This is a genomic window from Heyndrickxia coagulans 36D1, assembly GCF_000169195.2.
In the GTDB taxonomy this organism is placed as follows: domain Bacteria; phylum Bacillota; class Bacilli; order Bacillales; family Bacillaceae_C; genus Weizmannia; species Weizmannia faecalis.
The window spans coordinates 261,988-276,799 of sequence record NC_016023.1 but is presented as its reverse complement, the minus strand read 5'-3'; the positions used below and the strand labels follow the sequence as shown (position 1 = coordinate 276,799).

11 protein-coding genes and 1 pseudogene are annotated in these 14,812 nt (G+C 43.0%); 6 read left to right on the top strand and 6 right to left on the bottom strand.

Going from position 1 to position 14,812, the window contains the following annotated elements:
* Positions 1 to 9: 9 nt before the first annotated feature.
* From BCOA_RS18560 to BCOA_RS18545, 4 genes are all read left to right on the top strand, one after another.
* On the top strand, positions 10 to 1,323 hold the full coding sequence (locus BCOA_RS18560) for an IS1380-like element ISBco1 family transposase (protein ID WP_014095660.1): 1,314 nt from the start codon (positions 10 to 12) through the stop codon (positions 1,321 to 1,323).
* A 232-nt stretch (positions 1,324 to 1,555) separates the two neighbouring features.
* Complete coding sequence (locus BCOA_RS35495; protein ID WP_014095659.1) at positions 1,556 to 1,738, top strand: hypothetical protein; 183 nt, start codon at positions 1,556 to 1,558, stop codon at positions 1,736 to 1,738.
* A 468-nt stretch (positions 1,739 to 2,206) separates the two neighbouring features.
* Positions 2,207 to 3,196 (top strand): D-isomer specific 2-hydroxyacid dehydrogenase family protein, encoded by a 990-nt coding sequence (locus BCOA_RS18550; RefSeq protein WP_014095658.1) that lies wholly within the window; start codon positions 2,207 to 2,209, stop codon positions 3,194 to 3,196.
* A gap of 658 nt (positions 3,197 to 3,854) precedes the next feature.
* Positions 3,855 to 5,273, top strand: a complete 1,419-nt coding sequence (locus tag BCOA_RS18545; protein WP_014095657.1) for an MFS transporter — start codon at positions 3,855 to 3,857, stop codon at positions 5,271 to 5,273.
* A gap of 131 nt (positions 5,274 to 5,404) precedes the next feature.
* On the opposite strand, the pseudogene BCOA_RS18540 reads toward BCOA_RS18545, so the two are convergent.
* A pseudogene (locus tag BCOA_RS18540) lies at positions 5,405 to 6,586 on the bottom strand (AGE family epimerase/isomerase).
* 18 nt (positions 6,587 to 6,604) lie between these two features.
* Positions 6,605 to 7,528, bottom strand: coding sequence for an SDR family oxidoreductase (locus tag BCOA_RS18535; RefSeq protein WP_014095656.1), 924 nt, complete (start codon positions 7,526 to 7,528; stop codon positions 6,605 to 6,607).
* A gap of 432 nt (positions 7,529 to 7,960) precedes the next feature.
* Between BCOA_RS18535 and BCOA_RS18530 the strand changes: the two genes are divergently transcribed.
* Entirely contained in the window at positions 7,961 to 8,236 is a 276-nt protein-coding gene (locus BCOA_RS18530; RefSeq protein ID WP_014095655.1) for a hypothetical protein, read from the top strand.
* A gap of 221 nt (positions 8,237 to 8,457) precedes the next feature.
* Here BCOA_RS18530 and BCOA_RS18525 read toward each other — a convergent pair whose 3' ends face one another.
* The 3 genes from BCOA_RS18525 to BCOA_RS18515 form a co-directional block, all read right to left on the bottom strand.
* Complete coding sequence (locus BCOA_RS18525; protein WP_014095654.1) at positions 8,458 to 9,219, bottom strand: 2-keto-4-pentenoate hydratase; 762 nt, start codon at positions 9,217 to 9,219, stop codon at positions 8,458 to 8,460.
* Between the two features lie 951 nt (positions 9,220 to 10,170).
* The gene (locus BCOA_RS18520) at positions 10,171 to 11,403 is read right to left on the bottom strand and encodes an MFS transporter (protein WP_014095651.1); all 1,233 of its coding nucleotides are present in this window, start codon (positions 11,401 to 11,403) and stop codon (positions 10,171 to 10,173) included.
* A 352-nt stretch (positions 11,404 to 11,755) separates the two neighbouring features.
* Positions 11,756 to 12,190, bottom strand: coding sequence for an Rrf2 family transcriptional regulator (locus BCOA_RS18515; protein ID WP_014095650.1), 435 nt, complete (start codon positions 12,188 to 12,190; stop codon positions 11,756 to 11,758).
* Positions 12,191 to 12,365: 175 nt separating this feature from the next.
* On the opposite strand from BCOA_RS18515, the gene hmpA reads away from it, so the two are divergent.
* On the top strand, positions 12,366 to 13,577 hold the full coding sequence (hmpA, locus tag BCOA_RS18510; RefSeq protein WP_014095649.1) for an NO-inducible flavohemoprotein: 1,212 nt from the start codon (positions 12,366 to 12,368) through the stop codon (positions 13,575 to 13,577).
* Positions 13,578 to 13,843: 266 nt separating this feature from the next.
* Here hmpA and BCOA_RS18505 read toward each other — a convergent pair whose 3' ends face one another.
* Positions 13,844 to 14,596: a sulfite exporter TauE/SafE family protein gene (locus BCOA_RS18505; RefSeq protein ID WP_014095648.1), complete on the bottom strand. Its 753-nt coding sequence runs from the start codon at positions 14,594 to 14,596 to the stop codon at positions 13,844 to 13,846.
* Between the last annotated feature and the right edge of the window lie 216 nt (positions 14,597 to 14,812).

Genomic DNA, 14,812 nt, shown 5'->3' with positions numbered 1-14,812 from the left:
ACTCTTTATATGGTTACTTTAACGCAAAAAACACTTGATTTCAATCATAAAATTAAATTGTCAAATGATGGAGGTTCTCTTTCCTCCGATACAGGTGAGTTTCTTTTTAGAGAATTCGATGAAAAAATTGGTTTTTCAAAGACTTTAGTTAAGTACTTGAGACTTAACGATTCAAGGAAATATTATCTTCATTCAAATGAAAACTTGTTACGTCAAAAAGTCTATCAAATCATTGCCGGGTATGCGGAAGATGATGCGGCTGATCAGTTGACTCATGATCCTGTGTTTAAGGAAATCATTGAAACTCCAACACTTGCTTCCCAGCCCAGTTTGTCTCGCTTTTATACACGATTTGATAAAGATTCAATTGAACAATTAAATCTGGCTAACCAAGAAGTGCTTGATAAGATTCATTGTTTTCGACAATCGAAAGAGTTATTTATCGACTTGGATTCGACTCATTCGGATACATATGGGGACCAAGAATCTTCGTCATATAATACTCATTATGGCACGATGGGTTTTCATCCATTAGTCGCCTTTGATGGTGCGACTGGTGACTTTTTGAAAGCACAACTCCGTCCCGGAAATGTTTATACATCAAATGGTGTGGTGGAATTTATTCGGCCTCTCATTAAACATTATAACGAAATGTTTCCGGAAACTACCCTGTTTCTTCGTGGAGATAGCGGGTTTGCTGTTCCGGGATTATACGATCTGTGTGAAGAAGAATCTGTTTTGTATATTATTCGGTTGAAATCGAATTCACAACTACAAAGTTTAGCGAAGGAATACCATCCTTCTTCCGCACCTTTAGATGTTTCCAAGACGGAAACCTATTATGAAGAAACGATTTACCAAGCAAAATCATGGTCAAAACCAAGAAGGGTGATTATTCAATCGGTACGTCCTGCAGGTGAGCTGTTCTTTACCCATTCCTTTTTTGTTACTAACTTTGAATTAGCTTTCCCTCAAGATATCGTCCGAGCTTATCAAAAAAGAGGGACGATGGAAAACTATATCAAAGAAGCAAAAAATGGCTTTTACTTTGATCATATGAATAGCCACGCTTTTCTAGTGAACGAAGTAAAAATGATGTTAACACTTCTTGCATATAATTTGACCAATTGGTTACGAACTCTTTGTTTTCCGGAAGGTCAAAAAACTATGCAAATTGATACGATACGTACTCGGTTAATTAAAGCGGCAAGTAAAGTCGTGAAATCAGGCAGATCCCTTTACTTCAAACTATCATCGAGTTTTGTGTATCAAAATTTCTTTTGGGATGTACTGAATCGAATTCAAAAGCTACAATTGGAATGACCAATAGAATACTTCTCATAGCTGAAAAAATAAATTTTTCAGTCAAGGGGCAAGTATGCCCAAAATACCAGAGTTGTTCTATTGAAAATTCAGTTATTTTATGAATTGGCTACGGTTCTTAATTAAATACCGTTATTTTCAACTAATTTAACAAAATTTATCAAATGGGATTTGTAGCTATGAATATTTCAGGGATAATTATCGAAAATTGCAACAGTAAAGGAGGCAAACCATGGGCAACAAAGTTGAGATGACTGAAGTCGTTTCTTTTTCGGATGAATTGAAATCGGCGGCAAGTTCGTTGAAAAGCCAGCTCGATGCTATTAAAAAAAGCGCAAATCAAATTGCAGAAATGGATTCCTTTACTGGATTACAGCAGATGCTGCGAAAGATTATCTCAAAGATTTTCATATGAAAACAACGGAAAACTTTATTTGAAAGCTTGAGTGTACAATTCTCCAGTCATATTTTATCGGTCCAGTCAGAAGTAGATTCAAGCAACGCAGTGCTTTTAGACAGCGACTATCTAGAACTTCCTGAATAAACAAAAATTACAAATTTGACAAGGATTTCTGCCGCTTTTGTCGAATAAAAAGTGTAGGGGTTTTATAGGAAACACGTAAAATCTTTGCTTTTGAAGCCGTTACGATGTATAAAAAGACCGGACGATCGTTCACTTTGGCAAAAATGAAATAGAAAGAATCGCTGATCCGTCTTGTTGGATTGGGCATGGGTATCTTGTCGCTGGCCTGGTAAAACCAGGCTTCTGGACACCGGAATCCAATTGGAGACATGGGGAGGAGATGGGTTTATTGCGGGCGTGGTTAATGAAGCCATGCGTAGTTTTTAGCATGATCAAAATGAATGGAAAGGAAGCTGTCGTATGAGAAAAGTTGTTGCCTATGAGACGCGGGCGGATGAATTCCCCTTATTTCAGAAATTCGCGAGAAAATTTGATTTGGATATCAAGTATGTGGATGATGTGTTAACCCCTGAAACGGCAATGAAAGCAATGGGGGCTGAAGCGGTGACGATCCTTGGGAATTATCCGGTGGGCGCCGAAACTTTTATGGCTTTAAGAGATGCCGGTGTAAAATATATTGGCTTGAGGACTGCAGGGTATAATCATATCGATCAGGAAGCCGCCAAAGCATATGGCATTCGTTTTTCGAATGTGGCGTATTCGCCCTATTGTGTTGCCGATTTTGCAACGATGCTGATTTTGATGTGTGTAAGGAAAGCAAAACAGATCTTAAGCCGTGTGGAGACACAAGATTTTTCTGTGGAAGGGATTCAGGGCAGGGAAATGCATAACTTAACGATCGGGATTATTGGCGCCGGCAGAATCGGCAGTATTGTTGCGAAAAATTTGTCCGGTTTTGGCTGCAACATCATTGCACACGATACCGTTGAAAGAGATGAATTGCGCGGCATTTTGAAATATGTATCTTTGGATGAACTGCTGAAGGAAAGCGATGTGATAACCATCCACACACCCTTATTTGATCGTACATACCATATGATTAACCAGGATCGGATTGCAAAAATGAAGGACGGCGTTTGCATCATCAATTGTTCCCGTGGTGCCGTAGTGGATACGGATGCGCTTATCGCAGGGATCGAGGCGGGGAAAGTCGGCGCTGCCGGGATTGATGTACTGGAAGATGAGGAAGGGATTTTTCATTATGACCGCCGCACGGATATTTTGGCCCACCACCAGCTGGCTATTCTGAGATCTTTTCCCAATGTGATCGTCACGCCGCACACTGCGTTTTACACCGATCAGGCGGTTAGCGATATGGTGGAAATGGCGCTAACATCGCTTGTATCCTTTATGGAGACGGGGAAGAGCAGGTGGGAGATAAAATCATGAAGAGGATAAGCAGCTTTTTTATCATTGCAGGACAAACATAGAGATATTTAAGCACAGATTGAATGACCATTTTACAGCATTGCTGTTGGCCTGATCCGTTGAAATAATGGGGTGGAAGCTGATTTTTTGCGTTAACACTTCGATTATGGTAAACTAATCAATGAACCGTTCAAAAAAGCTGTTGAGCGTTGTCCGATTGTTCATCTGTAATGCGTTCCGTCTTTAACGGCATATAACCCGCTTTCACTATTTGAGGTATAAAGAAGATAGGTGGGGAACCAGCTGCCCGTAAAAATCTTTAGAGGCGCCTTAAGCCTCCGTTTCCTGTCCGCCTCCGCCCATTTTAAGCCCTTTTTCACTTTGCTAACTTGCACTCTTGCCCGCTATCTTCGAGTAGTTGATCAATTCTTGCACTACATATGCCTGCCATCTATTCGGTGGTTTTTCTGGAAATATTAGCAGAAATGCTGAAGTATCAACGAGTGGTTTTTAATTTCAATGATTCCCATTTCCATTCGCCTGCGGGTTTTTGAAAAAGAAAGCCAAAACAAATGACGGCTGATGAAAAAATCTTTTATCAATGTAGGTATTAAAAATGAATCTTTATAGAAGGGAAGACAGGTGCCGAAAACTATCAAATAAGGAGTAGATTTGAAAAATGGTATTTAATAAGAAAAAAATTAACATCGTTAATATTCGACAAACGAAAAAAAGCGTGTTTGCTACAGGAGTAGGAAACGCGATGGAATGGTTTGATTTTGGCTTGTATTCTTATTTAGCTGTCATTATCAGCCGGAACTTTTTTAGTGCCGTGGAGAATGACGAGCTGAAATTAATGTTTACATTTGCCACATTTGCGATTGCCTTTTTAATGCGCCCTTTAGGCGGTGTTATATTCGGCAGAATCGGAGATAAATATGGGAGAAAAGTCGTTTTAACCATCACGATTATTTTAATGGCTTTTTCCACACTCCTAATCGGTTTATTACCTACGTATGACCAAATTGGAATATGGGCCCCGGTGCTCTTATTAGTAGCCAGAATTATTCAAGGATTTTCAACTGGCGGCGAATATGCCGGCGCCATGGTCTATATTGCAGAATCTTCCCCGGACAATAAGCGTAATGTGCTTGGAAGCGGACTGGAAATTGGTACGCTTGCCGGCTATATATTAGCTTCACTCCTTGCCAGTACGCTCTTCATCACGCTAACTGACCAGCAGATGGCCACATGGGGTTGGCGAATTCCATTTTTGCTTGGCTTGCCTTTAGGGCTGGTAGGGTTTTATTTAAGAGCCCATTTAGAGGAAACCCCCATTTTCGAAAATGAACTTTCTGTGGAGGGTGTCCAGGAGGAAAGCTTCCTTTCGATTTTAAAAAACCATAAAAAAGACATTCTAGTATGTTTCGTATCTGTCGCATTCTTTAATGTTACAAACTATATGTTATTATCCTACATGCCATCGTATTTGGATGAGGTGATTGGTTTATCCAGTACGGCAGGGACGGTATTAATTACGCTGATTATGGTGATTATGGTGCCGCTCGCTTTATTGTTTGGGAAGCTCAGCGACCAAATTGGAAACAAGACGGTTTTAATCATGGGTTTAGGCGGATTAACCTTATTATCTGTCCTTGCATTTTACTTCATCCATTTGAATACAATTGCATTCGTATTTTTAGGTATTCTCATTTTAGGTATTTTGCTTTCAACTTATGAAGGCACGATGCCTGGTACTTTGCCAACCATGTTTTACACGGATATTCGGTACAGAACACTGGCTGTGACTTTTAATGTTTCTGTTTCATTATTTGGCGGCACTACCCCGCTCATCTCAACATGGCTGGTTCACCAAACCGGGAATGCCCTGGCGCCTGCTTTTTATCTGACATTCTTCAGCCTTATTGGCTTTTTCGTCATCTTGTTCTTGTTCACCAGTACTTCCGGAAAGTCTCTAAAGGGTTCGTACCCAACAGTGGCGACGAAGACGGAGTATAAGGAAGCTATAGAAAATCCAAGACATTCATTATGGTGGCTGATGGAAAAACAAGAGGAAAATAAGCGTCTGTACAATTAAACGGCTGTGCAAAATTTGTGCCGGGGATGGCAGGCTTGCCGGCCTTTCCGGATCCCAGCTCAGCCTTTAAACAGAAAAAGCGCCAAAAGATTTGGCGCTTTTTCTGTTGATAAAGTGAAAGTTTCCGCTGCTTATGGTTTTGAAAATGCCTGCAGTGCCTGGTAGCAGGCAGCGACGGGATGGTAGTCGGTTTTCGGCGGGGAGCTTTTCGGGCCGGAAACACGTTCATTTTTCCGGTTGAGCAGTTTATACCAGCCGCCGTATTGGTGGTCGATCAAGTAGTTGGAAGCATAAGAAAACAGCTGATTGTACCGCTCGGAGTAGATACTTTTTCCGGTTTTTGCGGCAAGAAGCGCAGAGGCTGCGATCGCTTCCGATATCACCCAGTAGTTTTTATCCGTATCAATGACTTCGCCTTGTGGAGAGAGTGCAAAAAAGATGCCGCCGAATGTTTCATCAGCGCCTTTCTCCCAGGCTTTTCCGTAAAGTTCTTCAGCTGTCTCAACTATCCACGGTTCAGAGAGATGGCGGTCAAGCCACATCAGCAGTTTGCTTCATTCCAGCTGATGGCCGGGAATAAAGCCGTATGGGCGGAACTCATCTTTTGTTTGGTGAAGATGATAGGTCCAATCCGGCTGCCAGTCAGGTGTGTAGTTTTCCCAGATCATTCCGCCGGATCTCTCTTTTAATGTGCGGCAGACGCTTTCTGCTAGTTTATATGCCCGGTTTAAGTATTTCTTTTCGCCGGTTGCTTCGTATGCCGTAAGCATGGCTTCACACATATGCATATTTGCGTTTTGCCCGCGGTAGGAAGAAAGTGTTGACCAGGATGCATCCCATTCATCCCGGTAGAGCCCGTCGTCCGGATCCCAGAAATGCTGCTCTGTAACATGGTACAGATCCTCGATCAGTTCCTTCGCACCCCGGATGCCGGCTTGATCAGCAATGGCGGCTGCCAACAGGGCGAATGCATGGCCGTATGTCATTTTTGCGGGATCTTTTACACTCTGCCCTTTTAATTCAAAAAAGTAGCCGCCGTATTTTTTATCACGATGGCGATTTTTCAGAAATTCAATACCGTGGGCAGCGGCCTGTGCACACCACTCCGGCCCGCCAATCAGGGAGCCAATGCTGAAATTGTAAATAAACCGGCTTGTACCGACCAGATGCTTTGTTTCCCGGTCATTGATGGAGCCATTATCGAGAAAACCGTTTATATACCCGCCGTTTTCCGTATCTATGCAGGCAGGATAATAAAATTCAAGAATTTGAATGATTTGCTGTTTTAAAACGTGAGGGTCTTTAAAGTCCATATCATCGCATCCATTTGTTCATTTGGGTGGAAGAGTTAAAAAAACTGCAGAAAAGATTTTCTGCAGTTTTTTTCCATCAGATGACATTGCCATGCCGCCGTTAACATGGATGCACTGACCGGTAATATAAGCCCCTTCATCAGAAGCTAAAAGCACATATGCCCCTGCATGGTCGGCCGGCTGTCCCGGGCGTCCGAGCGGGGTTTTAAGCCCAAAGCTTTCCACTGTCTTTTCGTCAAAAGTGGAAGGAATAAGCGGTGTCCAAATCGGTCCTGGTGCTACCATATTGACGCGTATCCCTTTTGAGGCGAGATTTTGTGCAAGGCTGCGCGTAAATCCGACAATGGCCCCTTTTGTAGCAGTATAGTCTAGGAGTTTCGGATTGCCTACATAGGGATTAATAGATGCCGTTGAAATGATGGCACTGCCTTGTTTTAAGTGCGGGACGGCATATTTGCACATATAAAAGACGGAATAAATGTTGGTACGGAAGGTTTTGTCCCATTGTTCATGGGTAATATCTTCAATCTTTTCAGTAGGGAACTGCACGCCTGCATTATTGACCAAAATATCGAGTTTTCCAAACTCTGCTACCGTTTTTTCAACGAGCTGTTTACATGTTGCTTCTTGGGAGACATCCCCCGGTAGCAGCAGACATTGGACGCCTTCTGCTTCAACAAGGCTCTTCGTTTCTTCAGCATCGTTTTGTTCATTTAAATAGTTTATGGCTACGTTCGCGCCTTCTTTTGCATAAGCGATCGCAACAGCACGTCCGATACCGCTGTCTCCACCAGTAATGAGCGCCACCCGTCCTTTTAATTTTTCACTGCCTTTATAATTCAGCGGTTGGACAGGCCGCGGATTCATCAGCGATTCAATGCCCGGTTGTTCCGGCTGGGTTTGGGCAGGTTGTCCGTTTTTTTGCTGTTCATAAATATTCATCGATGCATCCTCCTCCTTCATATTGCATACAGTATTTGTATATCCCGCAAAAAAACCAATAAACCTCAAAACAAAAACGGCAACGGTTTCAAATTTTGATGGCCAATGGACGGCAACGGTTTCTGATTTGGCCGTGTATTCGTGCCCCGGCCCGGCAGCGTGGTATTCTTTGCAAGATGCCGACTTGCCGCGCCCGCAAAAAAACATGCCGGCAGCAAAAGAGAAGAACAACTGCTGCAATTATTTTCCAATCCAGTAAAAATGACGGCATGGGCTGCAACGGAAGCGGACAAAGCCATTACCGCCTCGTAATTGTTGACCTGCTTAGAACACCTAAATACCGCGTTGAAAGAATGGCGGTATTTAGGTGAATGAAAACCAAGCAATAGGGCAAAACAATTTTATCAATCAATCGGCTTGGGAGTGTTCGTGATGCACATCGAAGGGAATGTGATTAAAGGAGAATTTGATAAGAACCGGAATGAATTTTCACTGCAGCATGTCAAACAATTTGTTACAGTATCGACCATTAATGCAAACCAGTTCAGATCCTTATATGATTATTTGAAGAAGCACCGGGATGACCATGAAGGCCAAATCTTGACCTTATATGATCAAATGCCGGTTCATTTATCCGCTGAAGATATTCATCTGTTCATTGAAGATCTTGAAAAACTGCAACCATTGTACCACCCGGAAGGAATGTAATGCCTCTTTCTGTAAAAGCATGGATCAATTGGCCGACTATATGATCTCTTTTTACTCATTTTCATGCTTGTGCGGGTGTGGCATTGTGGATGTCTGGAAGGGAGGGATATCTGCAGCCGCGGTTCATTGTAAACAGGTGCCTGTATGTCCAAAAAAACATCTCCTGCTGGCATTTTCGGAGATGTTTTTTGCTGCGCATTTGTTATGCGGACGCATCATTTCTATTCTGTGACCGTCAATTTCACCGTACCAATTCCTTCAAATTTTCCGCTATATGTTCCAGCTTCCAGCGGCTTTGGCAGGATAAATGTGCCGGATGAGACAAACATGCCCGGTTCAAGCGCTGCCTGATGTTCGCCTAGTTTTTTCAGCAGCCATTTTACGGCATGAACTGGATGCCCCATGACAGCTGAAGATTTGCCTTCATCGAGCACCTTGCCGTTAAGGAGCAATTGGCCATGGATATTATTAATATCGCCATATGTATAATCTTTGGCTTCCCCAAAAGCTACTTTTCCGCCGACAGCCCCGTCTGCGCAAACTTGTTCTTTTGGCATTTTAGGGAACCAGTCCTTAAATCGGGAATCAGGAATTTCCAATCCCGGCGCAACTTGTGTCTTTTGGATGATTTCTGCTTCAGACGCGTCTGCCGTAAGCCGTTCTTTTACAAGAAAAACCAATTCCAATTCGATCAATGGATTAAGCGTATCTTTGCTGAGGGATATATGGTTTGTCACCTGCTGATCGGTCAACTCGCCGTACAATGGTTCACGCGCATCAAATAATGCCTGTGTTTCGGGGCTTGTCATGCTGATCTTATACCCTTTTAACGTTTCATGGTTTTCTTTTTTTGCCGCAGTAAAAGCATGCTGCATCCGATAAGCCTCATCTAAATTAATGCCTGTCGGAAAAACATCCTTATTCAGCGCTTTTCTATTTTTGTAAGCATCATATAAGGTATGTAAAAAAGCTTCCTCTAACATCGCCAAACCACCTTCTCCAAAATTTTTATATTTATATAATTTATCTATCATTTTAACACTTTTCAGGAAGGTTGGAAAAAATTTTTTTGGAAAAGACGGCCTTTCTTCACGTAGAGGGCGTCTATGTTAAGGAAGCACAGAAAAATGAAGGTCTTTCTTCACGTATGGGGCGTCTATGTTAAGGAAGCGTGGAAAAAAGAAGGTCTTTCTTCACGTAGAGGGCGTCTATGTTAAGGAAGCATGGAAAAACGACGGTCTTTCTTCATCTAGAGGTCGTCTACGTTAAGAAAGCAAGCAAAAACGAGTTTCTTTCTTCACGTAGAAGGCATCTATGTTAAGGAAGCACAGAAAAAAGACAGTCTTTCTTTACGTAGAGGTCGTCTACGTTAAGGAAGAGCGAAAAAACGAGTCTCTTCCTTAACATAAGGCCCGTCTATGTTAAGGAAGCACGAAAAAAAGACGGCCTTTCTTAACGTAGGGAGCGTCTATGTTAAGAAAGCAAGCAAAAAAGACGGTCTTTCTTCACGTAGAAGGCATCTATGTTAAGGAAGCACGGAAAAAAGATGGTCTTTCTTCATCTAGAGGTCGTCTACGTTAAGGAAGCATGGAAAAAAGAAGGTCTTTCTTCACGTATGGGGCGTCTATGTTAAGGAAGCATGGAAAAATGAGTTTCTTTCTTCACGTAGAGGGCGTCTATGTTAAGGAAGCGCGAAAAAACGACAGTCTTTCTTAACGTAGGGAGCGTCTATGTTAAGAAAGCAAGCAAAAACGAGGTTCTTCCTTCACATAGAGCCCGCCTACGTTAAGGAAGCGCGAAAAAACGAGTCTCTTTCTTCACATGGGGCGCGTTTCAAGTGCAAGTTTTTTCCTGCATTTTTATAACATACTTGCATTCAATTTTTACCAAAGCTGTCAGCATCCTTGCCAAACCTTTTGCTTATTCAGCAACCCTTAATTTAGTGTTCGTATTTTCCGATTGAATAGGCCGAGAATCGAAAAAAGGAAGATTGTTATGCCTGCAATCACTATTGTCAGTGAAAGGTTAACCACCTTGTCCACTAACCAGCCGAAGAGACTGTAACTAACTGGTAATAGTAAGAGGCCGAAAAACATTTCAATACTCGTAATACGCCCCAAAAGCTTTTTGTCAATCAATTCCTGTGTTGCGCTTTCCCATATGATGATAAAGGCAGACAAACAAAACCCAAATGCTGCTAAGATGACAAGAATCAGCCAGAAAGGAGGCGTCATTGCTAAACTAATGACAAAGAGACCTGAGGCTGCCATAAAAGAATAATAAAGTATTCCTCTTTTCGCTAAACGGTCGATCCGTCCGATGACCAGTGCGCAAAGAAGCGAACCAACGGCCATACTGGTCAAAAACCATCCGAATGCTTCGATGCCGTGAACGGATTTTGCATAAATCGGTAATAGAATAACGTCGAAACCGGCGATTCCCATATTCGCCAAAGACCCAAGCAGTATCGTAGTGCCCAGCCAAGGTACTTCTATAAGCGTGGACCATCCTGCGAACAAATCCACTAGGAAGTTTCCCTTCTTCCTACTGGTTTCCCCGTTACGATATTCACGTTTTTGAGGTCTAACAAAATATACTAGTAAGGCAGATAGAGCAAAGAGTATAGCATTTATCGTATAAGCTGAAAATAAGCTTACAGATACGACAAGGAAACTGCCGACAACTGGTCCGATTATTTTGCTCAATTGCTGGGAAATACTTCTAAGCGAATTTGCCGACAACCGGTACTTATCATCGACGATCCATGACAGCATGCTGCGAACAGCCGGCCGGTAAAATGAACTAAAGGTGCCAAGAAGTGCTGTCAGGACATAGACATAGAAAGTGGATGCCTGATGGGTCAGCAATAATCCGGCTATAGTTGCTGCTGCGATCCCTCTTAAAAAATCAACACTGCTTAATATGGTTTTTTTCGGAATTCTATCGACATAAATGCCGCTGATAAATAAAAAGACGAGTTGCGGAACAATAAAAAATGTCTGGGCAATACTCAGTTCCGCTGCGCCTCCTCCAACATGAAAGACAAGAAATGGGAGGCAGGTCGTATTAATGGAAAAGGCAAACATTGAAAAACTTTGACCGATCCAGAGAAAAGAAAAAGAACGATTGGATAATGCACTGAAAACATTCGGTACCTTACGAGTCATGATTTCTCTCCTTTAATAAGAAAAAAGAAGAGGAATAGAGCTTTCTCCTTTAATGCTTGTTCACTTAATACTCGCATTATAACATTAAATTTAAAAAATGTTGTCATAATTGGTCGAATAAATGATTTGTTTAAAATAAATTTAATTTAAAAAATGATGAGTAAATAGCCTTCCTTATTGATATCAAATTTTGTATACTCACTTAAATCATAAAATAGAATTGCACTGAATGTTCAAGTACAGATTTATTTCCATATGTGACTTTTTTAATGTCTATGTTTATTTTGTTCACCTTATTTTTTCTTTACTTCTACCACTATTTTTATCGGAAATGACGCTGCACCACTTAGTTTTATTTTACAAGCAGCTGCCTATAGGATAAGGGATCTTTTACTAAATCTTCCAGTGTATATTTGTCGAGCACGCGGAGATAAGCGACGAGGGCTTCGTTTAAAACATGCTTTAATCCGCAAACGGGGGAGATGATACAGGCAGAGGCCCCATCTTCCATACATTCCACCAATTTAAAATCATCTTCTGTTATGCGGATCAGTTTTCCAACATTAATTTCGCGAGGATGTTTGTTCAGGCATATGCCGCCTCCCCTTCCGCGCACTGTTTTCACCAGCCCGAGCTGGCTTAACTCGTATGTGATTTTCATTAAATGATTTTTTGAGATGTTGTAGGCATCCGCGATTTCTTTGATGCTGGCTAATTTTCCTTCTTCCAATGAAGCGAGATAGATTAATTCGCGCAAAGCATAATCAGAGTAATGGGTTAAACGCATTGATATCACCTGCCAATCCCATTATACCTGTTCCCGCCGAAAATGGCGTTCATTTTTTTCCTTTCCGGAAAATGTGACAACATTATTAAAGATATATTTAAAATATTGCTTTAAAAACGAAGAAGCACTATCTTAAAGATATATTTTAAATACTACTATTTGGAGAGTGAAAATCATGTTATCGCAGAAAACCATTGAGATCGTAAAATCAACTGTGCCCGTATTAAAAACACAGGGGACGGACATTACTACATACTTCTATAAAACGATGTTTGCCGCACACCCCGAGCTGCTGAATATTTTTAATCAAACGAATCAGTCACAGGGAAGGCAGCAAACAGCACTTGCCAATGCTGTATTAGCGGCTGCTTCTTATATTGACCATTTGGAAACGATCTTGCCGGTTGTGGAACAAATTGCACACAAACACCGCGGCCTGGGCATTCAACCGGAGCATTATCCGATTGTCGGGGAATTTCTGCTGAAAGCCATTAAAGAAGTATTAGGAGATGCGGCCACGGAAGAGGTTTTGCAGGCTTGGGCTGAAGCATACGGATCCATTGCCGACGTTTTCATCGAAGTCGAGAAAAAAATGTACCGGGAAGCGGAAACCAAAAGAGGAGGATGGGAAGGCTTTAAACCGTTCACAGTTGTAAAAAAAGTAAAAGAAAGCAATGCCATTACGTCCTTTTATTTAAAACCGGCGGACGGGGGCCCGGTGCCGTCCTATCTTCCGGGACAATATCTCACGCTGAGAGTAAAAATTCCGGGTGAGACATACTTGTTTAACCGCCAGTACAGCCTTTCATGCGGGCCGGGACATGAGTACTTCCGGATTTCGGTGAAACGGGAAGCGGATCATGAACCAAATGGAAAGGTGTCAACGTATTTACATGATCATGTCAAAACGGGGGATGAGCTTGAGATCAGCGCACCGGCCGGCGCCTTCACACTTGCCGATGAACCAGCACCGGTTGCCCTGATCAGCGGCGGGGTCGGCCTGACGCCGCTGATGAGCATGCTGGAAGCTTTAGCGGATGCCGGCTCTAAACGCGAAATCCATTTTATTCATGCTGCCCGCAATGAAGATTTCCATGCTTTTAAAGCGGAAGCAAAACACCATATTGAAAAGCTTGAAAACGGGCATTATTATTTCGGGTACGGGCATCCCCTTTATGAAAACAGCGGCTGCGATTTCACAGGCCATCTTTCCAAAGCATTTTTGGGAAAGGTGGTAACTGCGCAAACGGTTTGTTATATTTGCGGTCCGGTCCCATTTTTGAAAAATACGGTGCAAATTTTAACTGAGCTTGGCGTGGCCAAAGAAAATATCCGCTATGAATTTTTTGGGCCGGCAATCGAACTGGCTCCGGCTGCAGCCGTTTAACCGAGCGGGGGAAAGAAAACCCCGTGATGAAAGGCTCATTTTTTCATGCCAGCACATTGTTTGCGGCCTGAACCAGCCCCTTTTTCCCGCGATTTTAAAGCGGGAAGGGGCTGTCCCATTTTAGCTCATGCAATGAAGATCGTGAAATCATGAAATACTTTTGGAAATAGTGACTGAATTTCACGATCAACCAACCAACTGTATCGTCCTTACAAAAATAAGGGGCTCCCATCAGCCGTCTAACGACTTTTGGGACAGCCCCTTTTTCATAAAATCAGCAGCAAGCTTGCGACAATTGGAACGGCAATCATCGAAGACTTTAGCAGCGAGACGGGGGCGCGGTTTGTAAATTTGGCACCGATGTATGCGCCGGACATTGTGCCGATGACGACTTCCACAAGGAGCCCAAGATCGAGTGTCCCTTGCTGGAAGCTGGCGAGTCCGCCGCCTATTGCAATTGGGATAATGACCATCATGGTTGTGCCGGCAGCCTGGCGGACGGATAAGCCGAGAAGGATCATTAAGCCAAGCTGGATAAATGGTGTCGAGCCGATCCCGAACATCCCTGAGAGCGCGCCGGTTACGATGCCGAGCAACAGCGAGCGGGTCACAAAACGGGGCCCGAACGGAAGGGTTTTTGCCTGGATGGATTGCTTTTGCAGCAAAAACATTCTGAGCCAGAGCAGAAAGGCTGAAAACATGAGCATGCCGGCTGTGAGCCATTTTAGTTCGCCGCTCGCAATATGCGCGGAGACATGGGATCCGGCCCAGGCTCCGGCAGCGCCTATGATGCCGGTTGTAATGCCTGCTTTAATGGAGACATTGCCTTCCCGGTAATGGCTTACCGCCCCGGAAAATGAAGAAAAGATCATGGCTGTTAAAGCAGTCGCAAGCGCGGTATGGATCGAAACCCCGAATAAAATCGTCAGCAGGGAAATGATAAAGCCCGCGCCGCCTGCCCCGATAAAGCCTAAAATAAGTCCTGTTAAAAACATCGTAATCAAGATGGAAACATGCATGATGGAAAATCCTTCTTTCGCATTGTACTTCTTCCATTTTATCCGGAACCGCAGGCCTTGTCACGCTGCCGGTATTTGTGGCTCCATCTTAAAGAGGTGTGCCTGAGTTTCGCCCGCTGAATGCTTCTGATATGCAGCGTGAGAAGTGGCATGTGCGATGTAAAATGGCATGGTACGCGGTATGGAATGTCCTTTTGGGGGGCAAAAGGAAAAAAG